Origin of the sequence: Deinococcus aquaticus, from assembly GCF_028622095.1 — a bacterium.
Taxonomy (GTDB): domain Bacteria; phylum Deinococcota; class Deinococci; order Deinococcales; family Deinococcaceae; genus Deinococcus; species Deinococcus aquaticus.
Window position 1 is genome coordinate 2639306 of record NZ_CP115165.1, and the last position, 24599, is coordinate 2663904.

At 68.7% G+C, this 24599-nt stretch carries 22 protein-coding genes; 7 read left to right on the forward strand and 15 right to left on the reverse strand.

The window, feature by feature from the left end:
* Positions 1–27: 27 nt before the first annotated feature.
* The gene (locus M8445_RS12810; protein WP_273988190.1) at positions 28–786 is read right to left on the reverse strand and encodes a class I SAM-dependent methyltransferase; all 759 of its coding nucleotides are present in this window, start codon (positions 784–786) and stop codon (positions 28–30) included.
* Positions 787–889: 103 nt separating this feature from the next.
* On the opposite strand from M8445_RS12810, the gene M8445_RS12815 reads away from it, so the two are divergent.
* Positions 890–1420, forward strand: coding sequence for a GNAT family N-acetyltransferase (locus tag M8445_RS12815; RefSeq protein WP_273988191.1), 531 nt, complete (start codon positions 890–892; stop codon positions 1418–1420).
* A gap of 36 nt (positions 1421–1456) precedes the next feature.
* A complete protein-coding gene (locus M8445_RS12820; protein WP_273990914.1) occupies positions 1457–2353 on the forward strand; it encodes a hypothetical protein in 897 nt (298 codons plus the stop codon).
* A gap of 61 nt (positions 2354–2414) precedes the next feature.
* Here M8445_RS12820 and M8445_RS12825 read toward each other — a convergent pair whose 3' ends face one another.
* From M8445_RS12825 to M8445_RS12835, 3 genes are read right to left on the reverse strand one after another with little or no spacing between them, the layout of a single operon-like run.
* Complete coding sequence (locus M8445_RS12825; protein ID WP_273988194.1) at positions 2415–4628, reverse strand: xanthine dehydrogenase family protein molybdopterin-binding subunit; 2214 nt, start codon at positions 4626–4628, stop codon at positions 2415–2417.
* Entirely contained in the window at positions 4625–5593 is a 969-nt protein-coding gene (locus tag M8445_RS12830; RefSeq protein WP_273988196.1) for an FAD binding domain-containing protein, read from the reverse strand. Before M8445_RS12830 ends, M8445_RS12825 begins: the two co-directional genes overlap by 4 nt.
* Positions 5590–6174 (reverse strand): 2Fe-2S iron-sulfur cluster-binding protein, encoded by a 585-nt coding sequence (locus tag M8445_RS12835; RefSeq protein ID WP_273988197.1) that lies wholly within the window; start codon positions 6172–6174, stop codon positions 5590–5592. Before M8445_RS12835 ends, M8445_RS12830 begins: the two co-directional genes overlap by 4 nt.
* Before the next feature lie 247 nt (positions 6175–6421).
* Between M8445_RS12835 and recQ the strand changes: the two genes are divergently transcribed.
* The gene (gene recQ, locus M8445_RS12840; protein WP_273988199.1) at positions 6422–8683 is read left to right on the forward strand and encodes a DNA helicase RecQ; all 2262 of its coding nucleotides are present in this window, start codon (positions 6422–6424) and stop codon (positions 8681–8683) included.
* On the opposite strand, the gene M8445_RS12845 is transcribed toward recQ, so the two are convergent.
* From M8445_RS12845 to asnS, 6 genes are all read right to left on the reverse strand, one after another.
* The gene (locus M8445_RS12845) at positions 8670–8933 is read right to left on the reverse strand and encodes a DUF1622 domain-containing protein (RefSeq protein ID WP_380090379.1); all 264 of its coding nucleotides are present in this window, start codon (positions 8931–8933) and stop codon (positions 8670–8672) included. The genes recQ and M8445_RS12845 overlap by 14 nt on opposite strands.
* Positions 8930–9976, reverse strand: a complete 1047-nt coding sequence (locus tag M8445_RS12850; protein ID WP_273988203.1) for a transposase — start codon at positions 9974–9976, stop codon at positions 8930–8932. Before M8445_RS12850 ends, M8445_RS12845 begins: the two co-directional genes overlap by 4 nt.
* Positions 9977–9978: 2 nt before the next feature.
* Positions 9979–10224: a hypothetical protein gene (locus M8445_RS12855; protein ID WP_273988205.1), complete on the reverse strand. Its 246-nt coding sequence runs from the start codon at positions 10222–10224 to the stop codon at positions 9979–9981.
* Between the two features lie 108 nt (positions 10225–10332).
* On the reverse strand, positions 10333–11127 hold the full coding sequence (locus tag M8445_RS12860) for a Cof-type HAD-IIB family hydrolase (RefSeq protein ID WP_273988206.1): 795 nt from the start codon (positions 11125–11127) through the stop codon (positions 10333–10335).
* Positions 11128–11221: 94 nt separating this feature from the next.
* Positions 11222–12124 (reverse strand): PhzF family phenazine biosynthesis isomerase, encoded by a 903-nt coding sequence (locus M8445_RS12865; protein ID WP_273988208.1) that lies wholly within the window; start codon positions 12122–12124, stop codon positions 11222–11224.
* Positions 12125–12350: 226 nt separating this feature from the next.
* The gene (gene asnS, locus M8445_RS12870) at positions 12351–13691 is read right to left on the reverse strand and encodes an asparagine--tRNA ligase (protein WP_273988211.1); all 1341 of its coding nucleotides are present in this window, start codon (positions 13689–13691) and stop codon (positions 12351–12353) included.
* Between the two features lie 38 nt (positions 13692–13729).
* Here asnS and M8445_RS12875 point away from each other — a divergent pair, with 38 nt between their 5' ends.
* The 3 genes from M8445_RS12875 to M8445_RS12885 all read left to right on the forward strand — a co-directional run bounded on the left by M8445_RS12875 (position 13730) and on the right by M8445_RS12885 (position 17981).
* The gene (locus M8445_RS12875; protein ID WP_273988213.1) at positions 13730–14728 is read left to right on the forward strand and encodes a LacI family DNA-binding transcriptional regulator; all 999 of its coding nucleotides are present in this window, start codon (positions 13730–13732) and stop codon (positions 14726–14728) included.
* A gap of 245 nt (positions 14729–14973) precedes the next feature.
* Entirely contained in the window at positions 14974–16443 is a 1470-nt protein-coding gene (locus M8445_RS12880) for a gluconokinase (protein WP_273988215.1), read from the forward strand.
* A 155-nt stretch (positions 16444–16598) separates the two neighbouring features.
* Positions 16599–17981: a GntP family permease gene (locus tag M8445_RS12885; protein ID WP_273988216.1), complete on the forward strand. Its 1383-nt coding sequence runs from the start codon at positions 16599–16601 to the stop codon at positions 17979–17981.
* 246 nt (positions 17982–18227) lie between these two features.
* Here M8445_RS12885 and tpiA read toward each other — a convergent pair whose 3' ends face one another.
* The 4 genes from tpiA to M8445_RS12905 form a co-directional block, all read right to left on the reverse strand.
* Positions 18228–18959 (reverse strand): triose-phosphate isomerase, encoded by a 732-nt coding sequence (gene tpiA / locus M8445_RS12890; RefSeq protein WP_273988217.1) that lies wholly within the window; start codon positions 18957–18959, stop codon positions 18228–18230.
* A complete protein-coding gene (locus tag M8445_RS12895) occupies positions 18956–20128 on the reverse strand; it encodes a phosphoglycerate kinase (RefSeq protein WP_273988218.1) in 1173 nt (390 codons plus the stop codon). Before M8445_RS12895 ends, tpiA begins: the two co-directional genes overlap by 4 nt.
* Before the next feature lie 101 nt (positions 20129–20229).
* Positions 20230–21222: a type I glyceraldehyde-3-phosphate dehydrogenase gene (gene gap / locus M8445_RS12900; protein WP_088247629.1), complete on the reverse strand. Its 993-nt coding sequence runs from the start codon at positions 21220–21222 to the stop codon at positions 20230–20232.
* A gap of 345 nt (positions 21223–21567) precedes the next feature.
* Positions 21568–22122, reverse strand: coding sequence for a YceI family protein (locus tag M8445_RS12905; RefSeq protein WP_273988220.1), 555 nt, complete (start codon positions 22120–22122; stop codon positions 21568–21570).
* 122 nt (positions 22123–22244) lie between these two features.
* Here M8445_RS12905 and M8445_RS12910 point away from each other — a divergent pair, with 122 nt between their 5' ends.
* A complete protein-coding gene (locus M8445_RS12910) occupies positions 22245–23651 on the forward strand; it encodes an aspartate kinase (protein ID WP_273988222.1) in 1407 nt (468 codons plus the stop codon).
* A 166-nt stretch (positions 23652–23817) separates the two neighbouring features.
* Here the strand turns inward: M8445_RS12910 and M8445_RS12915 are convergent, their stop codons facing one another.
* Positions 23818–24522: a phosphatase PAP2 family protein gene (locus M8445_RS12915; RefSeq protein WP_273988223.1), complete on the reverse strand. Its 705-nt coding sequence runs from the start codon at positions 24520–24522 to the stop codon at positions 23818–23820.
* Between the last annotated feature and the right edge of the window lie 77 nt (positions 24523–24599).

The following is a 24599-nucleotide window of genomic DNA, read 5'->3' on the forward strand; positions in this document are numbered from 1 at the left end:
ATCCGGCACGCGCCGGAACGCCCCGGTCTACTCTGGAACGAGGACCGCCTGAAACGTCATGCACGACGCCCAGTCCGCCTGCGGGTGCCACGTTCCGGTGCCGGTGTCGAACATCCCGCCCGGCTCGGCCCGCGCCAGACGCAGCCCCGTGCCCGCCAGCAGTCGGCGCAGGTCGTCGGGGGAATAGCAGCGCAGCGACTGGCTGTGCCGCTGCCCGCTGGGGTCCACGTACGTGTCGGTCATGCGGCAAGCTGCACGGTCAAACCCGTACACCTGCGTGTAGGTGTCGGTGTGGCGGGTGTACCCGGCGTGACTGGCCCAGTACCACGGGGTGTAGATGTCCAGCAGCGCGTGCCCCTGGGGTGCCAGCCAGCCGGAGATCCGGGTCAGCAGTCGCCGCTGGTCGTCGTCGCTGCCAATGCCGAAGCCGTCCCAGTACGCGACCAGATCAAAGGGACCGCCCGGGGTGGCCGTGTAGAAGTCTCCCTGAACGGCGCTCAGGGTCACGCCCTGCTCGCGCGCCAGCCGCAGCATGTGGCTCACCCCCGCAGCCCGTAACTCCAGTGCCGTGACCGCGAACCCCTCGGCGGCGGCGCTCACGGCGAACTGACCGCCCCCGGCGCCGAGTTCCAGCAGCCGGGTCGCCTGCGGGTACTGCTCGCGCAGGCGCCGGGCCGCCTCGACATGTGTCGCGTGCGGCGGCGCAGAGTAACACCCGGTCAGGCGGTCCTGAAGGTCGTAGAAGGGAACGATCCACCCGGAGCCGGGCGGCGTTGAACTGGACATGGTTGACCTCCTGAAACGACCTGCATTCTGACCGGCTGTCGTCTGCCCGGTGATGCGCCGTCTGGCCTAGGCGGGCGGTCCGTGCGGGCGGTAGGGTCGGTGCATGCCCGACCTACCCACTGTCCGCCCTGCCACCCGCGCGGACGTTCCGGCCATCCTGGAGATCTACAATCACGCGGTGCTGCACACGACGGCCAGTTACGACCTGGAGCCGGTGAGTCTGGAATCGAGGCTGGCGTGGTTTGATCACAAGGTGCAGGATGGCTGGCCGGTACTGGTGACGGACCGTGCCGGAGTGGTGACGGGCTGGGCTACGTTCGGGCCGTTCCGGGAGAAACCGGGGTACCGGTTCACGGCCGAGCATTCCGTGTACGTCCGGGAGGACTGCCGGGGCGCTGGTCTGGGCCGGGCGCTGCTGCTGGCGTTGATCGCGCAGGCGCGGGAGCGGGGGCTGCACTCGCTGATCGGCGGCGTGGATGCCGGGAACGCCGGGAGCCTAGCGTTCCATGAGGGGCTGGGTTTCGGGCGGGTGGCGCACTTCCGGCAGGTGGGGTTCAAGTTCGGGCGGTGGCTGGACCTGGTGTTCCTGCAACTTCCACTGACGGGCGACGGTGCGGGCGCGGGTGTACCCTGAGTTCATGCTGGAAGTCATGAGGGGAGGGCGCACGTGATGGACCTGGGAGACCTGCTGGGGCCGCTGGGCTGGACGGTGCAGGTGGCGGCGGCGTTCGCCATTGCTTTCTTCGCCAGAACGGTGTTCTCGCCTGAAGGGAAGACGTTTGCGGGCGTGGCGCGCGCCTCGGCGGTGATCGCGCTGCTGGCGGTGCTGGGCGCGGCGTGGGTGGTTCACCCGGCGGCCGGGATGCTGCTGGGCTTCTTCGGTTCGCGGGCGTTCGGGAACTGGCGGGCGGCGCAGCCGGGGCTGGTGGCGGGCCTGCTGGCTGCCGTGGTGTTCATGGCCCTGGGGGCCGGGTGGTTGATCTACCCGCTGTTCTTCATGGGGCTGGGCTGGGCGGCATCAGGCGGGTTCGGGAAGCGGGAGCGTACGCCGGAGGTGGCGCGGCCGCCCGAGCTTCCGTCGCAGGTGCCCGGCGTGTCTCTTTCCAAGGCGGCACCTGCCAAGGCGGCGCCTGACGGTCGCCTGAGCGGGTACGTGCAGGACGACCGCCTGCCTGCCGACGCGCGCGCCCAGCTGGCAGCCCTGAACATCAGGACGCGTGAGGCGCTGGACCTGCTGCGCGGCCAGGGACAGCAGGGCAGCGAGGCCGAGTACCTCACCCGCGCCGTCCGCGAGGAGTACGCCCCGAACGCGGTCGAGGCTTACCTGAAGTTGCCCCGCACCCTGGCCGATACCGCGCCCCTGCAGGACGGCCGGACGGGCCGCGCGCTGCTGGTCGAGCAGCTGGAACTGCTGCTGGACGGCGTGCAGGACGTGCTGAACACGGCGCTCCAGTCGGGTGGGCAGGACCTCCTGACGCACGGGCGTTTCCTGCGGGACCGCTTTGCGAAGAGTGCCGTGAACCTCACTGATGACCTGCGCGTGCCCGCAGAGGTCAAGGTCCGCTGACCGTCAGGTCAGACCAGAACGCCCCCGCCTGAACTGACAGCGGGGGCGTTCCAGTGGTGTTTTATTCCTGTGCGTCCCAGCCGGCCAGGACCTTGTCGAGCGTGATGGGGAAGTCGCGGACGCGCACGCCCGTGGCGTTGTACACGGCGTTCGAGACGGCCGCGCCTACGCCGCTGATCCCGAGTTCCCCGAGGCCCTTGGCGCGCAGCGGGCTGGAGGCGTCGTCGAGCTCGTCGAGGAAGATCACGTCCATATCGGGAATGTCCGCGTGCACCGGCACGTGGTACTCGCCGAGGTCGTGGTTCACGAACAGGCCCAGGTCGTGGTCCACGTGCAGCTCCTCCATCAGCGCGGAGCCGATGCCCATGGTCATGCCGCCCAGGCACTGGCTGCGGGCCGTGATGGGGTTCAGGATGCGCCCGGCCCCGACGACGCTCAGCGCGCGGTTCACGCGGATCTCGGCGGTGTAGGCGTTCACGCGGACCTCCACGAAGTGCGCGCCGAAGCCCGCCTGCATGAACTGCTCGTCCAGGTCGCCGTACGTCATGCTGCCGGTGGCGCTCACGCCCTCTTTGCCGGCGAGTTCGCTCAGTTCGGTGCACTCGGCGCCCTGCCAGACCTTGCCGTTGCGGAACACGGCGTTCGCGTACGTGTACCCGGCCTTCCTCGCAAGGTCGCGGCGCAGTGCGTCGCTCGCGGCGTACACGCCCGCCGAGGCGCTGTTCGCGCCCCAGGAGCCGCCGGACCCGCTGGACTCGGGGTACTCGCTGTCACCGAGGCGCACCTGCACCTGCTCCAGCGTCACCCCGAGCATCTCGGCGGCCACCTGCCCGAGGATGGTGTAACTGCCGGTGCCGATGTCGGTCATCTGCGTCTCGACCGTGACGGTCCCGCCGGGTTCCAGTCGGATGGTCGCGCCGGACGGCTTGACGAGGTTCGTGCGGAACGCGGACGCCACGCCGTACCCGATGAACCACTCGCCGTCACGGCGTTCCTGCGGCGTGCGGGGGCGGTCGTCCCACCCGAAGGCCCTGGCGCCTGCCCGCAGAGCCTGCGCGAGCTTGCGGGACGAGAACGGCCGTTTCGGACCTTTCTCCGGGTCGAACTGCACGTCGTTCATCAGGCGCAACTCGACGGGGTCTACACCCAGTTTCTCGGCAAGTTCGTCCATCGCGCCCTCGATGGCGAGCATCCCCACGGCCTCGCCGGGGGCGCGCATGCTGGCGCCGGGCGGCAGGTCGAGTTCCGTCTTGCGCGTCTGGATCTGGCGGTGCTCGCCGGCGTACAGGTACTTCGTCTGCTCGCAGGCGGGTTCGGTGTCGCCGCCCGGCAGGTTCCCGGTCCAGGCCTCGTGCCCGACGGCCGCGAGGTTCCCGTTGCGGTCCGCGCCGAGCCGCACGCGCTGGATGGTCGCGGCGCGGTGCGAGGTGTTGTTGAAGATCAGCGGGCGTTGCAGGGTCGTCTTGACCGGGCGGCCCAGCACACGCGCGGCGGCGGCCGACAGCACCGCGTCCGAGAAGAACAGCAGTTTCGTGCCGAAGCCCCCACCCACGTAGGCGCTGATCACGCGGACGTTCTTCTGCGGCACCTTCAGCGTGAGCGCCAGCCCGCGCTTGACCCAGTGCACCACCTGATGCGCGGTGTACACGGTCAGCTGCTCGCCGTCCCAGTGCGCGATGGTCGCGTGCGGTTCCATCGGTGCCTGCGACTGATCCGGGGTGGTGAAGGTCAGGTCGACGGTCACCTCGGCCGCGTCGAAGGCCTTCTCGAAGTTCCCGACGACGCTGTCCACCGCGTCATCCGGTTCCTCGCCGCTGTCCACGGTGTCCGCCAGCGTGAACTGGCCGGACGTGACCTCGTACTCCACCTCGATCAGGCTGGCGGCGGCGCGCGCCTGCTCGAAGGTTTCCGCAACCACGAACGCGACCGCCTGATGGTAGTGCCGCACTTCCGGCCCGGCCAGTTGCGGCGAGGCGTCCTCCTGCTGCGGAACGGGCGTGTCCGACGCTCCCTGCGCGGGCATGTTCTCGTGCGTCAGGACCAGCAGCACGCCCGGCGCGGCCTCGGCGGCGGCCGTGTCGATGGACTTGATCTTCCCCCTGGCGATGCCAGCGCCAAGCACGAAGCCGTACGTGGGCGTCTCGGGCAGCTGGTACTCGTAGGCGTACGGGGCCTGTCCCGTGACCTTCAGCGGCCCCTCGATGCGGGTGTGTGGGCGCGTGACGACGCGTTCCTGATCGATGGGGTTGGGTGTGGCGGGCTGATCGAACTTCATTTCTCCTCCCCGGAGGCCTGCTCCAGCACGGCGGTCAGGGTGCGGCGCAGCAGCGGAACCTTGAAGGCGTTCTGTTCGGTGGGACGCGCGTCCGCGAAGGCTGCGTTGATCACGGCGCGGGCACGCGCGTCTGGTCCGGCAGCTGCTCCGGCCGTCTCGGCTTCCTCTACACGCCACGGGCGGGGGGCGACCCCGCCGAACGCGAAGCGGGATTCCCGGCCGTTCACGATCGCGGCGACCGACACCAGCGCGAACGCGTACGACGCCCGGTCGCGGACCTTGCGGTACACGTGCGTGCCGCCGACCGGAGCCGGCAGCGTGACGCCCGTGATCAGTTCACCCGCCTCCAGCGTGGTTTCCAGGTGCGGCGTGTCGCCCGGCAGGCGGTAGAAGTCGTCCAGGGCCAGGGCGCGCTCGGTGCCGTCCGCCTGCAGGGTGTTCACCCGGGCGTCCAGCACGCGCATCGCCACCGCCATGTCTGACGGGTGCTGCGCGATGCAGGCGTCCGATGTGCCGATCACGGCCAGCGGGCGGCTCAGGCCGGTCAGGGCCGCGCAGCCGCTGCCCGGCTCGCGCTTGTTGCACGGCAGGTTGGTGTCGTAGAAGTACGAGCAGCGCGCCCGTTGCAGCAGGTTCCCGCCGGTCGTGGCCTTGTTGCGGATCTGCCCGGACGCCCCGGCCACGATCGCGCGCGACAGCACACCGTACCCGGCCTTCACGCGCGGATCGCTGGCGAGGTCGGTGTTCGTGACGAGCGCGCCCACGCGCAGCCCGCCGTCCTCCGTTTCCGTGATGCCTTTCAGGTCCAGGCGGCTGATATCCACCAGATGCGAGGGACGTTCGATGTCCAGCTTCATCAGGTCCAGCAGGTTCGTGCCGCCCGCAATGAACTTTGCGCCCTCGGCCAGGGTCGCCCCGGCGGCCGCCTCGGGTGTGGTGGCCCGCTCGTACGTGAAGGCCCTCACTGTGCAGCCTCCTGCGTGGCGGCCCCATTCTGCGCGGCGTGCACCTCGCTGACGGCCGCGATGATGTTCGGGTACGCGGCGCAGCGGCAGATGTTCCCACTCAGTCGCTCGCGCAGTTCCTCGGCGCTGAAGCTCACGTCGTCCAGGTCGTCCGTGACGTGACTGGGCACGCCGCGCGCGATCTCGTCCAGCGTTCCCACCGACGAGCACAGCTGCCCCGGCGTGCAGTACCCGCACTGGTACCCGTCGTGCCGGATAAAGGCGTCCTGAAGCGGGTGCAGGGCGTCCGGCGTGCCCAGGCCCTCCACGGTCGTGACCTCCTGCCCGTCGTGCATGACGGCCAGCGTCAGGCAGCTCAGGACGCGCGTGCCGTCCACCAGCACGGTGCAGGCCCCGCACTGCCCGTGATCGCAGCCCTTCTTGGTGCCGGTCAGGTGCAGGTGCTCGCGCAGGGTGTCCAGCAGCGTCACGCGCGGGTCCAGCGTCAGGCTGTGTTCCTGCCCGTTGACGCTCAGGGTGACGCCCTGCGTGGAGGGTTGGTGGGGGTGGGGCGCAGGGGTGCGGGCGTTCGTCTGTGACATCGGTGGTCCTCCGGTGAAGCGGTGGCGGGGGAGAAGAGCGGAACGGACGGGGGCGCGTGGGCCCTGCGGGCTGTCCGTTCCGTGGGTGACATGAGAAACCCGGTTGATCGTTCGCGTTCCGTAAGATGCCCTGGAACGCCGCCGCGTGAACCTGACTTTGGTAAAACCAGTGTTAACCAATGGCGGCCCGGCCGCGCCCCCACACCCGTCAGTTACGTCCTGTGCGTAACGCGGTATGCTGGTGGGAATGTCTGCACCCGCCTCTACCCTCCCGACTGCCCACGACGCCGCCGCCCTGACCGTCCTCAAGAAGGTGTGGGGGTACGACGCCTTCCGGGGCGTGCAGGGCGACATCGTGCGCACCGTGGTAGAAGGCGGCAACGCCCTGGTCCTGATGCCCACCGGCGGCGGCAAGAGCCTGTGCTATCAGGTGCCCAGCCTGCTGCGCCCCGGCGTGGGCATCATCGTCTCGCCGCTGATCGCGCTGATGAAGGATCAGGTGGACACCCTGCGTGCCCTGGGTGTGCGGGCCGCGTTCCTGAACTCCACCCTGTCCCTGGACGGCGTGCGTGAGGTCGAATCGGCCCTGCTGTCCGGCGAGCTGGACCTGCTGTACGTCGCGCCGGAACGCCTGCTGCTGCCGCGCACGCTGGACCTGCTCGACCGCGCGCCCGTCGCGCTGTTCGCGGTGGACGAGGCGCACTGTGTCTCGCAGTGGGGTCACGACTTCCGGCCTGAGTACCAGGGCCTGGGCGTCCTGCCCGACCGGTATCCGCACATCCCGCGCCTCGCGCTGACCGCCACCGCCGACGACCGCACCCGCGCCGACATCCTCAGCGTGCTGCAACTGGGCGGCGCGCCGCAGTTCATCAGTTCCTTCGACCGCCCGAACATCCAGTACCGCGTGGCGAACAAGGAAGGCCCCAAGACGCAACTGCTGGACTTCATCACCGCCGAGCATCGGGGCGACGCCGGCATCGTGTACTGCCTGTCCCGCAAGAGCGTCGAGGAAACCGCCCGCTGGCTCCAGACGCAGGGCGTGGACGCCGTCGCGTACCACGCGGGCCTCCCTCCACGCGAACGCAACAGCGCCCAGGAACGCTTCCTGAACGAGGAAGGGCTGGTCGTGGTCGCCACCGTCGCCTTCGGCATGGGCATCGACAAACCCAACGTGCGCTTCGTGGCGCACTTGGACATCCCCAAGAGCATGGAAAGCTACTACCAGGAAACCGGCCGCGCCGGCCGCGACGGCCTGCCCAGCACCGCCTGGATGGTGTACGGCCTCGCGGACGTGGTGAACGTGCGCCGCATGCTGGCCTCCAGCGACGCGCCCGAGGAGGTCAAGCGCGTGGAATCCGCGAAACTCGACGCGCTGCTCACGTACTGCGAGGCCGCCACCTGCCGTAGGCAGGTGCTGCTGTCGTACTTCGGCGAGGACCTGCCGGCTCCCTGCGGGAACTGCGACACCTGCCTGAACCCGCCCAGCGTGCGCGACGCGACCCGCGAGGCGCAGATGGCGCTGTCCGCCGTGATCCGCACCGGCAACCGCTTCGGCGCGGCCCACCTGACCGACGTGCTGATGGGCCACGCCACCGAACGCATCGTGAGCCTCGGGCACCACCAGTTGCCCACCTTCGCGGTGGGGGCCGCGCACGACGAGAAGTACTGGCGGGGCCTGCTGCGGCAACTCGTCAGCCTGGGCTACCTCGCGGCCGGGGAGCACCACGGCCTGAGCGCCACCGGCAAGGCCCGCGCCATCCTGAAAGGCGAGCAGACCCTCGCGCTGCGCGAGGACACCCTGGCCCCCCGCCCCAGCAAACGCGACCGGGACCGCGCTAAAAGCGGGCCGGGCCGCGCACCCGTCGCCCCCGCCGACCAACCGCTGTTCGAGGCCCTGCGAGCCTGGAGGCTGGAACGCGCCCGCGCGCAGGGCGTCCCGCCGTACGTGGTGTTCACGGACGCCACCCTGAAAGCCGTGTGCGACCTGAAACCCACCAGTCACGCCCTGCTGGGCACCGTCAGCGGCGTCGGGCAGCGCAAACTCGCCGATTACGGCGACGAGGTCGTGCAGATCGTCCGCGATCACCTGACCGGCACGCCCGCCCCCCAGGCCACCCCGCAGGAGCGCGGCGTGCGCGAGAACAGCGCCGTGCTGGGCGTCCTGCGCGGCGCTGTCCCCAGTACTCCGCGCCCCAGTGCCCCGGTCCCCAGCGCCCCGGCCCTGCTGGATGCCCCGCCCACCGGGTCCGCCACAGCCCGCCCGGACCTCACGGACCGCGTGGCGGACGCCCTGCGCGACCTGCGCCGCGACCTGACCCGCGAGACCGGCCTGAGCGCCTACGTGGTCTTCACGAACGCCACGCTGGACGCCCTGGCCGCCCGCCAGCCGCAGTCGCCAGCAGAACTGACCGATATTCCCGGCCTGGGCCCCAAACGCATCGAGAACTACGGCGAGCGCATCGTGCAGGCCATCCGCAGCGTCACGGATAGCAGCGTCACGGGCGACTGACCGCGTCCTCCGCGCCTGCCTGCCGGGCGTGGTGTCCGTCGATCTCGCGTTGCAGGAAGTAGTTCAGCAGCGTGCGTAGCGTGGCAATGGCCGCCAGCTTCCCGATGTCGTCCCAGCTTGGGGCGATCGCGGTCCGCAGGATGTCGGCGGCCAGCGTGAACTCCAGCGCCACGGCCAGCCAGCGCGCCAGTTCCAGCCGCAGGCTCTCCTTCTGCCAAGAGTTTCCACTTCCCTGCTGATGTCGTGTCACGCGGCGTCAAGCAGGGGGCCGTCCTGCTCCATCCCGGTCAGGACGTACTTTTCGGCATTCTGAGCTGCCTGCCGTTGTGCGGCCCGCCACGTCATTCCCGGTACTTCCCTACGCACCCGTAACACCGCGTGAAAGGCCTCCACCACGCACCACACCCAGTTCTCCTGCGCCTGGATCGTCCGGCAATGACAGCGTCCCAGTCCCAGGTTCTGCTTGAAGAACCGGTGAATCACCTCAATTCCCCAGCGGGCCTTCCAGGCCCGCAGCAGTGAGCGAACCGTGACGTCACCACCAAACGTGCTGAACAGGAAAAACCGTGTCCACTCCCCGTGCACCTTGCGCCACACGATCAGGACATCGAACCCACCGACCTCACGGGTGACCGACAATCGACGGACACGCCACCCGAACTCCGCGTACAGGTGGCAGCGTTCTGGAGGGAACTGCCGACTCAGCGCACCGAGGGTGAGTCCCTCACCCTCGAACTGCACGGTCATATTGGCTTTGGCACGGATCAATACCGGAATCTGATGCTCGCGACTGAAGGTCACAGCCGCGTCCCGCCCGAACTCCCCATCCAGGAGGAGACCCGCCATGGGGACGCCCGCCGCGAGGCAATCCTGGACGACGTGGATCATTTCCTGAGTCGCTGTACGGTAAGGATAGCGCTCTGTATGCAGGGCCTGGGAAACCTTGAAGCGCTCCAGCAACGGAACTGGATCTTCACCGAACCTGACCAGGGCCGCGGAGGTGAACTGATGGCCCAGACGGGTCTGGGCCTGACCGCTGTAGTGGTAGTTCACGCCTTCCATCGTCCGTCCGGCGTGGGGCACCATGACGAAATCAATGGCCAGGAACGCGCCCTCCGGCGCGTTCCTGGCTCGACGCTTGAAGTCCTCCGTGGAGGCGAAGGAGTCCCGCGCCATCTCTTTGGAGATGGCACTTTTACACAGGGTGCTGTAGGGGATGAGGCCACTGAGGCTGGTGACCCGGTTCAGCTGAGCGGTGATGATGCTGTGCGGTAGGCTGGGGATGCGAGGCATAGTCACTTCGCATAAAGGCCCATGAGACCGGGGAATTTCAAGCCCCTGCCTCCTGGGCCTTCGTGCTGGTCGCTATTCCCTCGCCTGTGGAAACTCTTGTTCTGCACGTCCGGTGACCCGCTGGGCCGCACGAACGCCAGCAGCGCCCGCACCGCGCCCACCAGCGCCGCAAGGGCGATGATGATGGCCGCCGTCAGTTCCACACCCAGTGCCACGTACTCCGTCCAGACTTTCACCAGCTCAGGCATACGCCACAGCCTGCCACGGGCACGGGCAGCGGTGAACGGTGGATGGTTGATGGAACAGCCATGCGTTCTCCATCAACCATCCACCGTCAGCCATCAACCCTGCGTGCTTTACAGCGTCAGGGCCAGTTCGACCGCTTCGCGCAGGCCACCATCGTCCACGTGCGCCACGCGGTAGCGGCTGGCGGCCACGGCGGGCGGGTCGGCGTTCCCCATGGCGACCGGATGCCCGACGACGCGCATGGCTGACACGTCGTTCTCGCCGTCGCCGACCATCATCACGCGGTCCATGGGAACGCCGTAGTGCGCGGCGATGCGTTCGATGGCGCTGCCTTTGCTGACGCCGGCGCGGGTCACGCTGATGAACGACACGTCCGGCATGACCGGACTGCCCGCCGGATGCAGGTCCAGGCCCTCATGCGGTTCGTTCACGACCGCGTGCTCCTCGGTGCGCGGCACGACCCACTGCACGCGCACGACCGTCCCCTCCAGCGCCTCGGGCGGGCGGGCGTCATACGAGACGCCCAGCAGCGCCGCGTGCCGCTCGGCGTACTCGCCGGGGTGCGTGATCGCGAATTCCAGGTCCGTGTACACCTCCAGCAGCCTTCCCGTCTTGTGCGCCCGCCCGATCAGGCCCGGCAGTGCCTGCGGTGGGAACGGTTCGCTGAGGCTCTCGCCGCTGCTGACCTTCACGATGCTCGCGCCGTTCTGGAACACGTGCCAGCCGTCCGGATCCAGCCGCTCCGCGTACGCGCGGGCGTTCCCGATGGCGGGCCGTCCCGAGCACAGCGCGATGTGCACGCCCTTCTCGCGCGCGTCTGCCAGGGCGGCCCACACGTCGTCCCGAATCACGTTCCCGGTGCCGACCAGGGTGCCGTCCACATCTACACAGATCAATCCAAGCATCCGGGCACTATAGGCCCGGACCGTCAGGGCGAGGCTCGGCAGGGTGGACAGGTGGAGTGGACAGGTGCCCGGCGGGAACGGGGGAGAGGTCAGCTCAGCCGCGCACGCTGGGCTGACGGGGAGTCCAGTGCCCCTCGCGTTCCAGCGTGGCCTGCCCGCCCACGTGTACGGCGCTGACCTGCTCGCCCGTGAGCTCCAGTTCGACTTCGATCTCGCCGGGCGTGCCGAGTGCGTGCCCCTGGTAGATCATGCCGCACGCGCGGCCGTGCCGGACCGGCAGGCGGCCCTGGCTGGCCAGCAGGGCCATGAGTGCGCCGCCACTGCTGCCGGTGACGGGGTCCTCGGGAATGCCCAGTGCTGGGGCGAAATCCCGCGCGGCGAAGCGGTTGACGCCCATGGGTGCGTACGCGTAGATGCTGCCCACGTCCAGCGATTCGGTCAGTGCGTGAATGCGCGGGAAGTCCGGTTCCAGCCCGTCGAGGATCACGGCGTCCAGCAGGGGCACGAACACGCTCCACAGGCCGGTACTGGCCGCCGCCAGGGGCAGGCCCCGGTGAATCATGCGAGGGTCGATGCCCAGCGAGTCGGCCAGCTCGGCGCGCAGCGTGGCGGGTACCGCGCGGTACTGCGGCGTGGGCTGCTGCATCCACACGCGCCACGGTACTCCCGCCCGGCATTCCAGCCGCAGCGGGATCCGTCCGGCCAGCGTGTCCAGGGCCAGGGCCTCGCCGCTCCACAGGCCCGCCTGCGCCAGCGTGAGTCCCAGCGCGACGGTCGCGTGCCCGCAGAAATCGACCTCCTGGGTGGGCGTGAAGTAACGCACGCGCGCCAGTCCGTCCGCGTGCCCCAGCACGAATACGGTTTCCGGGGCGTCCAGCATGGCGGCCAGCGACTGCATGTCCTGCCGGGTCAGGTGTGCGGCGTCCAGCACCACGCCCGCACGGTTGCCGTGCCCAGGCGTGTCGGTGAAGGCACTCACCTCGCAATACGCGATCATGGGGGCAGTCTACCGCATCGGGCGGGACGTTCCGGGAGTCGGAGCGCGTCCGGGAGCGTCATGGTCGGCCTCCCTGATCGACTGAGGCAAACCAACAATTCTTTCACGATCCGGATTTATCGTGAATAGATTCACTTGCTTTGCTCCTGCCCACTACCATACACCGTCAACAGAGAGGGGCGGGGCAGGCCGTCTCCGGCTCACCCCGCCCCCACCCGACTGGTTTTCAGGGACGCATGCGGGTCAGCATGCGCGGGAACGGAATCGCCTCGCGGATGTGGTCGATGCCGGTGATCCACGCGATCACGCGCTCCAGGCCCATGCCGTACCCGGCGTGCGGCATGCTGCCCGTGCGGCGCAGGTCCAGGTACCACTCGAAGGCTTCCAGCGGCAGGCCCTCATGCTCGATGCGGGACTTGAGCAGGTCGTAGTCGTGAATGCGTTCGCTGCCGCCGATGATCTCGCCGTAGCCGTCCGGGGCGATCATGTCGTCGCACAGCGCCACACGCGGGTCCTCGGGGTCCGGCTGCATGTAGAACGCCTTGATGGCCGCCGGGTACTTCTCGATGATCACGGGCCGGTCGAAGTGATGCCCCAGGATCGTCTCGTGCGGCGCGCCCAGGTCGTCACCCCACTCGACGGGCTGCACGTCCTCCTGCACGTTCGGGGGCAGGTCGCGGTCCTCGATGTGCTGGCGCACGATGTCCAGCGCCTCGGTGTACGTGACGCGCGGGTAGTTGCCCTCCGCCGCCCCGGCCAGTTTGCTCACGTCGCGGCCCAGCAGGTCCAGTTCCGCGCGGCACTCGTCCAGTACGCGGCGCACGATGAAGCTCACCATGCGCTCCTGCAGGTTCATGTTCTCGGTGTGGTTGCTGGGCACCACCTCGGGTTCGATCATCCAGAATTCCAGCAGGTGACGCCTCGTCTTGCTCTTCTCGGCGCGGAAGGTCGGGCCGAAGGTGTACACCTTCCCGAACGCGAACGCGCCCGCCTCGGCGTGCAGCTGCCCGGTCTGGCTCAGGTACGCCTTGTCCTCGCCGAACAGGTCGATTTCGAACAGTTCCGTGGTGCCCTCGGCGGCGTTCGGCGTGAAGAACGGCGCGTCGAAGCGGATGAAGCCCTCACCGTGGAAGAAGTCCACGATGGCGCGCTGCACGCTGTCCCGGACTCTCATGATCGCCCACGGGCGGCGGTGACGCAGCCACACGTGCCGGTGATCCATCAGGAACTCGATGCCGTGCTCCTTGGGCGTGATGGGGTACTCGCCGTGGTTCTCGCTGATGGGGGAGAGGTCCCGCACGCTGAGTTCCACGCCGCCCGGCGCGCGGTCGTCCGCGCGGACCTCGCCGGTCACGGTAACCGCCTGTTCCTGCGTCAGGCGCTTGGCGAGTTCGAACACGTCCTCGGGCACGTCGGTCTTGAACACGGTCGCCTGCACGAACCCGCTGCCGTCCCGGAGTTTCAGGAACTGGATCTTGCCCTTGCCGCTCTTGTCCGTCAGCCACGCGTGCAGCGTGACCGTCTCGCCCACGTGGGCTTTCAGGTTCTGGATACTGGTTGAAGCCATGAGCGGAATTATACGGTCCGCGCGCTATGCTCCGGCGCATGAAGGGGGCCGGGAAAGGAGTGACGCTGGCCGACGTGGCCCGCGAGGCCGGCGTGAGCAGCATGACCGTCAGCCGCGCCCTGAACCGCCCGGACATCGTGACCGCGCCCATCCGGGAGCGCGTGCAGGCCGCCGTGGACGCCCTGGGGTACATCCCTAACCGTATGGCCGGCACCCTGGCCGGCGGCGGCCCCGTGCGCCTGCTGCCGATGGTGCTGCCGACCCTGCACCACAGCGTGTACGTGCCGTTCCTGGAAGGCGTGCAGCGCGGCCTGACCCAGCCCGGCTGGCAACTGGCAATCGACCTGACCGAGTACGACCCGCAGCGCGAGTGGCGCGCCGCCGAGCAGTTCCTGTCTCTGCGGCCCGACGTGATGGTCCTGGCCGGCACGGACCACGACCCGCGCGTGCTCCCCGCCCTGCGGCGCTTTGGCGTGCGCATCATCGAGGTCATGGACGCCCACCCGGACCCGGCGGACCTGCTGATCGGGTACGACCACGCGCAGGCCGGGACGATGGCGGCCCGGCACCTGATCGAACGCGGGTACCGGCACCTCGCGTACGCCAGTTGCCTGGGCGTCGGGGACGCCCGCAACGCCCGGCGCATGCAGGCCTTCCGCGCCGAGGCCGAACGCTGCGGCGTGCCCTGCGCCGCCGAGAACGTAGAGGAACCCTCCTCGTACGAGGTGGGCGTGACCCTGCTGCGCCGCCTGCTGACCCGCGAGCCCGGCGTGGACGCCATCTACTTCTCGAACGACGACGTGGCCGCCGGGGCGCTGTTCGAGTGCCTGCGCCAGGGCCTGAGCGTGCCAGGCCGCGTGGCGATCCTGGGTCACAACGACATGAGCATCTCCGCGCACGTGCACCCGGCCCTGAGTACGGTGGCCACGCCCCGCGAGGAGATCGGCGCGGAAGTCGCCCGCCGCCTGAACGCCCCCACCCTGAAGGGCGGCCTGGTCACCTTCCCCTGCGAGCTTCGCCCCCGCCAGACCACCTGAACGGAATTCCGTCCGGCTGGCAGAGGTCTGTGCTGCTTCCAAGGATGTCCGGCACAGAGGTACCGTCCTCCTGGCTGCTGGCAGGCGTGGTCCCATCAGGTGAACATGTCGTCTTGGACGTGGTTTATGCCCAACGCCTGACTGGAATTGAAGACTGTGTGCTTGACTTCCGGGGCAGCGCGGCCTAACGTTCGTTATCTTAATCGCACCACCCTGTTAGCGCTAACAGTAAGCGCCGGAGACCCATGTCAAATCCCACCCACCCCTCGTCCACCCAGCCGCTGGTGGTCGCCTTCGACCTCGGCACCACCGCCCTGAAAGCCGTGCTGTTCCACGGCCGCACCGAACGCCACCGCCTGCAATTCCCGTACCCACTGCACGCCGAACAGCCCGGACAGGCCACCCAGCGCCTCCCGGATCTGATGCAGGCCTTCACGCTGGCCCTGAGCGGGATGGAGGAGTACCTGACCCGCCACGACCTGACCCCGCAGGCCGCCGGATTCAGTAACGCCATGCACACCCTGACCCTGATTCGCAGCGGCGGTCCGTCCGACGTGTTCACCTTCGCGGACCTGCGCGCCAGCACCGGGGGCTACCCGGTCACGCACCTGCACGCGCAGACCGGCGTGCCCTGGCACCCCATGACGCCCGCCGTGAAACTCGCCGCGCTGCACGCCGCCGGGCAACTGACCGACGTGCAGCGCGTCAGCGGCGTGAAGGAAGAACTGCTGCTCCGCTTCTTCGGCGTGTACTGGACTGATCAGAGCACCGCCTCCGCCACCGGCCTGCTGGGACGCGGCGGCACGTACGACCCGCAGGCCCTCGCTCAGGCCGGCGTCACCGCCGCGCACCTGCCCACCGTGCACCCCATCGAGACTCCGCTGCCGCCCCTGCAACCCACCTACCGCACCCGCTACCCGCGCCTCGCCGCCGCCCACTGGGCCATCGGCGCCAGCGACGGCGTGACCGCCACCGAGGGCCTCGGCATCACCCGCCCCGACCAAGCGGCCCTGTCTGTCGGGACCAGCAGCGCCGTGCGGACCTTCACGCCCTGCCCCGCCGCCGACCCGCACGCGCACCTGTTCAGCTACCGCGCCGACCACGGCGGCCAGGAACGCTACCTGGTGGGCGGCCCCAGCAACAACGCGGGCATCGTCCTGAACTGGCTGCGCGACAATCTGAGCATCCCCCAGGACCTCGACGATCTGCTGCACGCCACCACCCCCGGCGCGCGCGGCCTGCTGTTCCTGCCCGCCCTGAGCGGCGAACGCGCCCCGCTGTGGGACCCGCACGTCAGCGGCAGCCTGCTGGGCCTGGGTCTGCACCACGGCCCGCACGACATCGCCCGCGCCGGCATGGAAGGCGTCGCCCTGCACCTCGCGTGGCTGTCCGACCTGCTCTCCAGCGGCACGCAACCCCTGCGCGAGTACCGCGCGACCGGCGGCCTGACCCGCTCCCGCGCGTGGCTGCGCGTCCTGGCGAACGCCCTGAACGCCCCCGTTCTCGTCCCCGACGGCGCCGACCTGTTCGAGGGCAGTGCCTTCGGCGCGGCCCTGATCGCCGCCCGTAGCGCCGGCCTGGACCTCCCACACGCCCTGACCTTCGACACCGTCGAACCCGACGCCGACGCCCCCCTGTACGCCACCCTTGGCCGGAAGTACCGGCACGCTGCCCTCGCCCTCCAGACCCTCACGCACGACCTGCGCGCCCTGTAAGACGGATTCCGTCTGTTTCGTTCACAACCCGGCACACCACCGGGTTGCCAACTCCACGCCCGGAACCCGCTTCTTTCCTACTCGCATCCGCTCGGACTGAACGGTTTATGCAAACCATTCAGTCGGAAGTCCATATAACGCACCCCCGGAGCCTCATGGATACCTTCGTTCAGACCCTGTCCGCCCCCACGCTGCTCGGCATTGCCGCCGCCGCCGTGGCCGCCCTGCTGTTCCTGATCATGGCACTGCGGCTGCACGCCTTCGTTGCCCTGATCCTCATCAGCCTGATCACCGCCTTCGCCACCGGCCTGCCCAACGGCGAGATCGTGAAGATCCTGACCGACGGGTTCGGCAGCACCCTCGGCAGCGTCGCCCTGCTCGTCGGTCTGGGCGCCATGCTCGGCCGCCTCGTGGAAACCAGCGGCGGCGCGAAAGTCCTGGCAGACACGCTGGTCACCCGCTTCGGCGAGCCGCGCGCCCCACTCGCGCTGGGCGTCGCCTCGCTGCTGTTCGGCTTCCCGATCTTCTTCGATGCCGGACTGATCGTCATGCTGCCCGTCGTGTTCGCCGTCGCCCGCCGCCTGAACCAGCCGGTCCTGCGCTTCGGCCTGCCCGCCGCCGGAGCGTTCTCGGTCATGCACGTGTTCGTCCCGCCGCACCCCGGCGCGGTTGCCGCCGCCGACCTGCTGAAGGCCGACATGGGCACCCTGATCGGCGTGGGCCTGCTGGTCGCGCTGCCCACCTGGTTCCTCGCCGCGTACCTGTTCGGCCTGTGGGCCGGGAAACGCTACCCGAACCCCGTCCCGGAACTCCTCAGCGGCGGCGCCATGAGTGTCGAACCGCCCAGCAACCCGCCCGGCGCGGGCACCGTGATCGCCACGCTGCTGCTGCCCCTGATCCTGATCTTCGGGAACACCGGCCTGAACGCCCTCGCGACCGCCGGCAGCCTCGACGCCGCCAACCCGGCCGTCGTCCTGATCCGCCTGTTCGGGAACACGCCCGTCGCCTTGCTGATCTCCGTCCTGGTCGCTGCCGTCGTCCTCGGCGCCCGCCGGGGCCGCGACGCCGTCACCATCGAGAAACTCCTCGACTCCTCGCTGGGGCCCATCGCTTCTGTCGTGCTGATCACCGGCGCGGGCGGCATGTTCGGCGCGGTCCTGCGCGCCAGCGGCATCGGCAACGCCGTGTCCGGCAGTCTCGCCGACCTGGGCGTGCCCGTCATCGCCGCCGCGTTCCTGATCGCCGCCCTCCTCCGCATCGCGCAGGGCAGCGCCACCGTCGCTCTCCTGACCGCCGCCGGCCTCATCCAGCCTGCCGTGGCCGCCGCCGGGTACGCAGGCACCGACGTGGCCGCCATCGTCATCGCCGCCGCCGCCGGCTCCGTCGTCGTGTCGCACGTCAACGACTCCGGCTTCTGGCTGGTGGGCCGCCTCCTGAACCTCGACATCCCCACCACCTTCAAGACCTGGACCGTGATGGAGACCCTGATCGGCGTGATCGGCTTCGCGCTCGCCGTGCTGATCTTCACCGTGTTGTAAGCGGGCCGTAGGCCGGGGTTGACCTGGGCGCAGGTGCCGCGCACACGCTGTTGACCATCCACCATCCACCATCCACCATCCACCATCCACCATCCACCATCCACCATCCACCATCCGCCATCCACCATCCGCCATCCACCATCCACCATCCGCCATCCGCCATCCGCCATCAACCATCAACCATCAACCATCAACAGGAGCAGCAGCCAGTTTCCCGGCCGCTGCTCCTGTCTGTCTTGCCCCCGCTTACTTCAGGGCGTCGTTCATGCCGATGACGTCGGCGACCTTGAGGCTCGCGCCGCCGACCAGGGCGCCGTTCACGTTGGGTTTGGCGCAGATGCTGGCGATGTTGTCGGGTTTGACGCTGCCGCCATACAGCACCTGGATGCGGTCGGCGTCGCTGCCGTAGCGGACGGTGAGGGCCTCGCGGATGGCGAGGGCGAGTTCCTCGGCGTCGTCGGCGGTGGCGGTCTTGCCGGTGCCGATGGCCCATACGGGTTCGTACGCGACGACCACGTCCGGGCCGACGCCTTCGAGGCTGCCTTCCAGTTGCGCGAGGGTGTAGGGCACGTGCTCGCCTTTCTCGCGCACGTCCAGGCCCTCGCCGACGCACACGATGGGCGTCAGGCCGTGCGCCTGCGCCTGCCGGGCCTTCGCGGCGACGGTGGCGTCGGTCTCGCCGTGGTATTCGCGGCGTTCGCTGTGGCCCACGACGGCGTAGCGGGCGCCCACGTCGGCGAGCATGGCGGCGCTGATCTCGCCGGTGTACGCGCCGGATTCGTGCGCGGACACGTCCTGCCCGCCGAAGGCCACGCCGGCCGGGAGGTTCGCGGCCAGGGCGGGCAGCATGATGGCGGGCGCCATGACGGCCAGTTGCGCCTCGCCGGGGGTCAGGCCTGCCGCGAGTTCCTGCGCCCAGGTCTGCGCTTCGCTGGGGGTCTTGTTCATCTTCCAGTTGAGTGCCAGCAGGTTCTTCATTTCATGGCCTCCACGCCGGGCAGCGCCTTGCCTTCGAGCAGTTCCAGGCTGGCGCCGCCGCCCGTGCTGATGTGCGACACGCGGTCCGCCTGTCCGCTCTTGTTGATGGCGCTGACGCTGTCGCCGCCGCCGATCACGCTGTACGTGCCTTCACCGAGGTCCGCGACCGCCTGGGCGATGGCGTTCGTGCCGCCCGCGAACTTCTCGAACTCGAACACGCCCATCGGGCCGTTCCAGAACACGGTCTTCGCGCCTGCCAGAGCCTGCGTGAACGCCTCGCGGCTGTCCGGGCCGATGTCCAGGCCTTCCCAGTCGTCGGGAATCTCGGCGGTGGGGACCACGCGGGTGTTCGCTTCGTTGCTGAAAGCGTCGGCGACCAGGGTGTCGGTGGGCAGCACGATCTTCTCGCCGTACTTGGCGAGCAGTTCGCGGGCCTTGTCGAGGAAGTCGTCCTCGTGGATGCTCTTGCCGATCTTGCCGCCCTGCGCCTTGACGAAGGTGTAGGCCATGCCGCCGCCGATCAGCATGCGGTCCACGGTGGGCAGCAGGTTCTCGATGACCAGCAGTTTGTCGCTGACCTTGGCGCCGCCGATGATCACCACGTACGGGTGCGCGGGGTTGTTCAGCAGTTTCCCGAGGGCCGTCACCTCGGCTTCCAGCAGCAGGCCGCCGGCGTGCGGCAGCAGGCCCGCCACGCCACTCACGCTACTGTGGGCGCGGTGCGCGCTGCCGAAGGCGTCCAGCACGAACGCGTCGCCCAGCCGCGCGAGGCGGGCGTTCAGGTCGGCGTCGTTCTTCTCCTCGCCGGCGCTGAACCGCACGTTCTCCAGCAGGGCCACGGCGCCTTCCGGCAGGGCCTGCACGGCGGCCAGGGTCTCGTCACTGTCGGCCGCGCCCGCAATGAACGTCACGGGCTGCCCCAGCACGCCTTCAAGCACGGGCGCGACGGGTTTCAGGGAGTACTTCTCCTCGGGGCCGTTCTTGGGGCGGCCAAAGTGGCTCATCAGGATCACGTTGCGGGCGCCGGCGTCCAGCAGCGCGCGGATGGTCGGCAGGCTGGCCGTGACGCGCGTGTCGTCCTGCACGACGCCGTCCTTGACCGGCACGTTGTAATCCACGCGCACCAGCACGCGCTTTCCGCTGACATTCAGTGAGTTCAGGTTCTGCATGATTCCTCCAGGGCAAAGGCAGGTGAAAAGGGCAGGCAAAAGTGATGGTTGATGGTCGACAGTCGGGAAACCATCAACCATCAACCATCACCGGGCGGTGTTCAGCCCTTGGCTTGCACGAGCTGGGTCAGGTCCGCGATGCGGTTGCTGTAGCCCCACTCGTTGTCGTACCAGCTGAAGAACTTCACGAGGCTGCCCATGGCCATGGTCAGGCCGCCGTCGATGATCGCGCTGTGCGGGTCGCCGACGATGTCCTGCAGGACGATGGGGTCCTCGGTGTAGCTGATGATGCCCTTGTGGCTGCCTTCGGCGGCCTTGCGGAACACGTCGTTGACTTCCTCGACCGTCACGTCGCGGCCCAGGATGACGACCACGTCGCTGATGCTGCCGACCGGGGTGGGCACGCGCAGGCTGGTGCCGTCGAACTTGCCTTTCAGGGCGGGGTACACCTGCGAGACGGCCTTGGCGGCGCCGGTGCTGGTGGGGATGATGTTCACGGCGGCGGCGCGGGCGCGGCGCAGGTCGCTGTGCGGCAGGTCCAGAACGCGCTGGTCGTTCGTGTAGGAGTGCACGGTGGTCATGATGGCCTTCTCGATGCCGAAGGCCTCGTCCAGCAGTTTCATGGGCGCGCCGAGGCTGTTGGTGGTGCAGCTGGCGTTGCTGATGATGTGGTGGCTGGCGGGGTCGTAGTCCTGCTCGTTGACGCCCAGCACGATGCTGATGTCCTCGTTCTTGGCGGGGGCGGTGATGATGACCTTCTTCGCGCCGCCCTCGAGGTGCTTGCCGGCGCCCTCGCGGGTGGTGAAGATGCCGGTGGATTCGATGACGATGTCCACGCCCATCTCGCCCCATTTGATGGCGGCGGGGTCGCGTTCGGCCAGCGCGTGGATCTTCTTGCCGTTCACGGTCAGGCTGTTGTCGTCGAATTCGACGGTGCCGCCGAAGCGTCCGGCGGTGCTGTCGTACTTCAGGAGGGTGGCGAGCGTCTTGTTGTCGGTGAGGTCGTTGATGGCGACCACTTCAACGCCGCGAGCTTCCAGAACACGGAACACCAGACGACCGATGCGGCCGAAGCCGTTAATCCCTACTTTCATGCTGTGCCTCCAGTCTTGAGGGCCACCCCCCACGTTTGGGGGCAGTCACCTCGCATGTCGCAGTGTAACCCGTCCTGTCAACACCTGACTTCGTGTCCTCTGCACACCAACGGATTGGTGAACCGAGTTCAAAAAGAATCGGGGCGGGAACAGGGCGTCCCAGCGCCCGTTCCTGCCCTTCCGGTTAAGCCCTCTCGGTCCACCAGTCGTCATACGGATTCCGTCTGTTTCGTTAACAACCCGGAAGGGCACCGGGTTGCCAACTCCACGCCCGAAATCCGTTTTGCTCCCACTCGCTCCGCTCGGATTGAATGGTTTTTGCAAACCATTCAATCGGAGTCCGTATCAGTTCGATCCCAGCACGAACGCCACGTCCACCGTGACGCTGTCTGCGCCGCCCTGGTACCGCACGTTGAAGTCGTACGGATTGAACTTGAACTGCGTGCTCACGTTCACCTTCCCGCCCTTCAGGGTCGCCTTGATGGGCGCGGTGATGGTCTTCGTGGTGCCCTTGACGGTCAGTTTGCCGGTGGCGGTGGTCGCCACGGTCTGCCCCTCGGTCAGTTTCCCGCCGGTCAGGGAGGTCAGTTCGAAGGTGGCGTTCGGGAACTGCGCCGTGCCCAGCGCCCCGGCCCCCTTGGCGTGGTTGTCGCGCAGCGTGATTCCGGTCTTCAGCGTCGAGACCGGCACCGTGACCGTGCCCTTCGTGGCCGCGAGGTCCTGCGGGTCCAGTGTGACGTTCGCCGTGACGCCCGTCATGGTGCCGGTCACGGGCACCACCGTGACCCGGTAGTTGAAGGTGGCTGTGCCGTCTGCTGCGCGGTACGTGGCAGCCTGCGCCGCTCCGGACAGGGTGGTGGCGAGCACGAGTGCTGGGAGCGGAAGCAGGTATTTGTTCACACAAGTAGTGTGTCCCACCGCCGTGAAGAACTGGTGAACGCCACCCCCGGCGTCCCTGAACGTTCACGCCCTGCTCAGACGCCTGCGGGCGGCCTGCGCGGCGGCGGGGCATACTTGCAGGCATGAACGAGTCGCTTCTGGTCATGAAATACGGCGGGACGAACATGCAGGACGCCCGCGCCGTCCGCCACAGCGCGTCCCTGGCGGCCCGCAGCATCCGCGAGGGCGTGAAGGTCGTGGTGGTCGTGTCGGCCATGGCCGGCGTCACCAACCAGCTCCTGAAACTCGCGGACGCCGCGCAGTCCGGCGACATCGCCAGCGCCAACGACGAGATCGCTGCCATGCGCACCCGGCACTTCACGGCCGCGCAGGAACTCGGCGCGGCCCCCGACAGCGACACCGTCCGCGAGATCCGCGAGATGCACGAGACACTCCGGCAGGCCGTGTACGGCGTGTACCTGCTGCGCGAACTGACGCCCCGCAGCCGCGACCTGATCGTCGCGTTCGGCGAGCGCCTCTCCGCGCCCCTGATGAAACTCGCCCTGGAACAGGACGGCCTGCGCGCCCATCACCTGTCCGGTGGCGAGGCGGGCATCGTGACCGATACGCACTTCGGGAACGCGCGCCCGCTGCCCGGCACGTACGAACGCATCAAGGACCGCCTCAGCGGCCTGCTGAGCGCCGGGGTCACGCCGGTCGTGGCGGGTTTCATGGGTGAGACCGAGAAGGGGGCCATCACGACCCTCGGGCGCGGCGGCACGGACTTCAGCGCCACCATCATCGGCAAGGCCCTGAGCGCCACGGAAGTCTGGGGCTGGAAGGACGTGGACGGCGTCATGAGCGCCGACCCGCGCGTCGTCGCGGACGCCCGCAACGTGGACGTCCTGAGTTACGGCGAGGTCATGGAACTCGCGTACTTCGGCGCGAAGGTCCTGCACCCCCTGGCCGTCACGCCCCTACAGGAGAGCGGCATTCCGCTGCGCCTGAAGAACTCCGCCGACCCGGACTTCGCGGGCACGCTGGTGCAGGCGCAGCCGCGCGACGAGGCCGGGCACCCCGTCAAGGCCGTGACCGCCATCCGCAACGTCAGCATCATCAACGTGAGCGGCGCGGGCGTGCTGGGCATCCCGGAAGTGATCGCCAGCGTATTCGATGCCATCGCCCGCGAGAACGTCACGCTGCTGATGGTCTCGCAGAGTTCCAGCATGAGCAACGTGTCGCTGGCCGTGCAGACCACCGACGCCGAGCGCACCCTGAACGCCCTGCGCGCCGGCGTGAGCCTGGAACTGAAGGTCGAGCAGCAGGACCACGTGGCGGTGCTGGCCATCGTGGGCAGCGGCATGCGAGGGCAGAAGGGCGTGTCGGCCCGCCTGTTCACGGCCCTGGCCGCCGTGGACGTGAACATCCTGATGATCTCGCAGGGCAGCAGCGAGCTGAACGTCAGCGTGGCCGTGGAAGCCGAGCATGTGGACGAGGCGACCCGCGCCGTGCACGCGGCCTTCAACCTGGGCAAACCCGTCAGCGCCTGAGCCGCACCACCGGGAGGCCTGGAGCAGCTGTGGAGTGCTGCTCTGGGTCTCTTGCTGTGTAGGAAGTGATGACCGGAGAACAAACAAACTATTCACGAGCAGACAAAATCGTGAATAATTTCACTTACTGCTTCCCAACGCCGTCATGTTAGGCCCACACCCCGCCTTACCGGGTGTCGCGTGGGCCGGCCGGTGAGCCGCGCAGCTGCGGCCAGCGCCGCGCCATGACCATGTACAGGCCCGCCACCCACGCGACACTGGCCGTGAAGCCCGCCAGCACGTCCGACGGGTAGTGCACGCCGAGGTAATTGCGGCTGGCTCCCACGGCCAGCGCCCACAGTAGACCAAACACTGCGACCGGCCACCCGGCCCGCGAGCGCCAGAACACCAGCGTGAGGGCAAAGCCGAACGCCGCGTTCGCCATGGCGTGCCCGCTGGGGAAACTGAACCCCGGTTCGCTCAGCACGGCCAGCAACTCATCGGGGCGGGGGCGCTGGAACACTACTTTTGCCGCGACATTCAGCAGGGTCGCGCCCGCCACGCCGGACACGAGAAACCAGCCGTGCGCCCGCCCACTGGCGCCACCCGCGCGGGCCAGCAGCCACGCCAGCAGGGCAGTCACGAACGGCAGGACCATCACACCGCCCAGCGTGGCCAGCGTCTCGGCCGCCTGGGTCAGGGCAGGGGTGCGCCGCTGCGCGTACCAGTCGAGTACCCCCTGATCCCACGAGAACCCGCCTTCACGGAACACCTCGTGCGTCAGGTGCGCGAACAGCCCGAAGGGAATCAGGACGCCCAGCAGCACCAGCAACAGGGACCGCCAGTGACTGCGCAGAAACGGCAGGAATTCACGCCGGGAATGAGGGAACATCCCATCATTACAGCCTGCCGCGCCGCTCCTGCGTCAGGCGGGTCGCTTGCTGCTTACTTAACGCTCGGGTACCCCGG

Excerpts from the sequence above, each read along its gene's own strand:
- M8445_RS12880 (WP_273988215.1), top strand. The coding sequence starts at position 14,974 with ATGTCAAATCCCACCCACCCCTCGTCCACCCAGCCGCTGGTGGTCGCC.
- asnS (WP_273988211.1), bottom strand. The coding sequence starts at position 13,691 with ATGGCTTCAACCAGTATCCAGAACCTGAAAGCCCACGTGGGCGAGACG.
- M8445_RS12820 (WP_273990914.1), top strand. The coding sequence starts at position 1,457 with ATGGACCTGGGAGACCTGCTGGGGCCGCTGGGCTGGACGGTGCAGGTG.
- recQ (WP_273988199.1), top strand. The coding sequence starts at position 6,422 with ATGTCTGCACCCGCCTCTACCCTCCCGACTGCCCACGACGCCGCCGCC.
- tpiA (WP_273988217.1), bottom strand. The coding sequence starts at position 18,959 with ATGAAGAACCTGCTGGCACTCAACTGGAAGATGAACAAGACCCCCAGC.
- M8445_RS12815 (WP_273988191.1), top strand. The coding sequence starts at position 890 with ATGCCCGACCTACCCACTGTCCGCCCTGCCACCCGCGCGGACGTTCCG.
- M8445_RS12835 (WP_273988197.1), bottom strand. The coding sequence starts at position 6,174 with ATGTCACAGACGAACGCCCGCACCCCTGCGCCCCACCCCCACCAACCC.
- M8445_RS12885 (WP_273988216.1), top strand. The coding sequence starts at position 16,599 with ATGGATACCTTCGTTCAGACCCTGTCCGCCCCCACGCTGCTCGGCATT.
- M8445_RS12860 (WP_273988206.1), bottom strand. The coding sequence starts at position 11,127 with ATGCTTGGATTGATCTGTGTAGATGTGGACGGCACCCTGGTCGGCACC.
- M8445_RS12865 (WP_273988208.1), bottom strand. The coding sequence starts at position 12,124 with ATGATCGCGTATTGCGAGGTGAGTGCCTTCACCGACACGCCTGGGCAC.
- M8445_RS12875 (WP_273988213.1), top strand. The coding sequence starts at position 13,730 with ATGAAGGGGGCCGGGAAAGGAGTGACGCTGGCCGACGTGGCCCGCGAG.
- M8445_RS12850 (WP_273988203.1), bottom strand. The coding sequence starts at position 9,976 with ATGCCTCGCATCCCCAGCCTACCGCACAGCATCATCACCGCTCAGCTG.
- M8445_RS12810 (WP_273988190.1), bottom strand. The coding sequence starts at position 786 with ATGTCCAGTTCAACGCCGCCCGGCTCCGGGTGGATCGTTCCCTTCTAC.
- M8445_RS12825 (WP_273988194.1), bottom strand. The coding sequence starts at position 4,628 with ATGAAGTTCGATCAGCCCGCCACACCCAACCCCATCGATCAGGAACGC.
- gap (WP_088247629.1), bottom strand. The coding sequence starts at position 21,222 with ATGAAAGTAGGGATTAACGGCTTCGGCCGCATCGGTCGTCTGGTGTTC.
- M8445_RS12915 (WP_273988223.1), bottom strand. The coding sequence starts at position 24,522 with ATGTTCCCTCATTCCCGGCGTGAATTCCTGCCGTTTCTGCGCAGTCAC.
- M8445_RS12895 (WP_273988218.1), bottom strand. The coding sequence starts at position 20,128 with ATGCAGAACCTGAACTCACTGAATGTCAGCGGAAAGCGCGTGCTGGTG.
- M8445_RS12910 (WP_273988222.1), top strand. The coding sequence starts at position 22,245 with ATGAACGAGTCGCTTCTGGTCATGAAATACGGCGGGACGAACATGCAG.
- M8445_RS12855 (WP_273988205.1), bottom strand. The coding sequence starts at position 10,224 with ATGCCTGAGCTGGTGAAAGTCTGGACGGAGTACGTGGCACTGGGTGTG.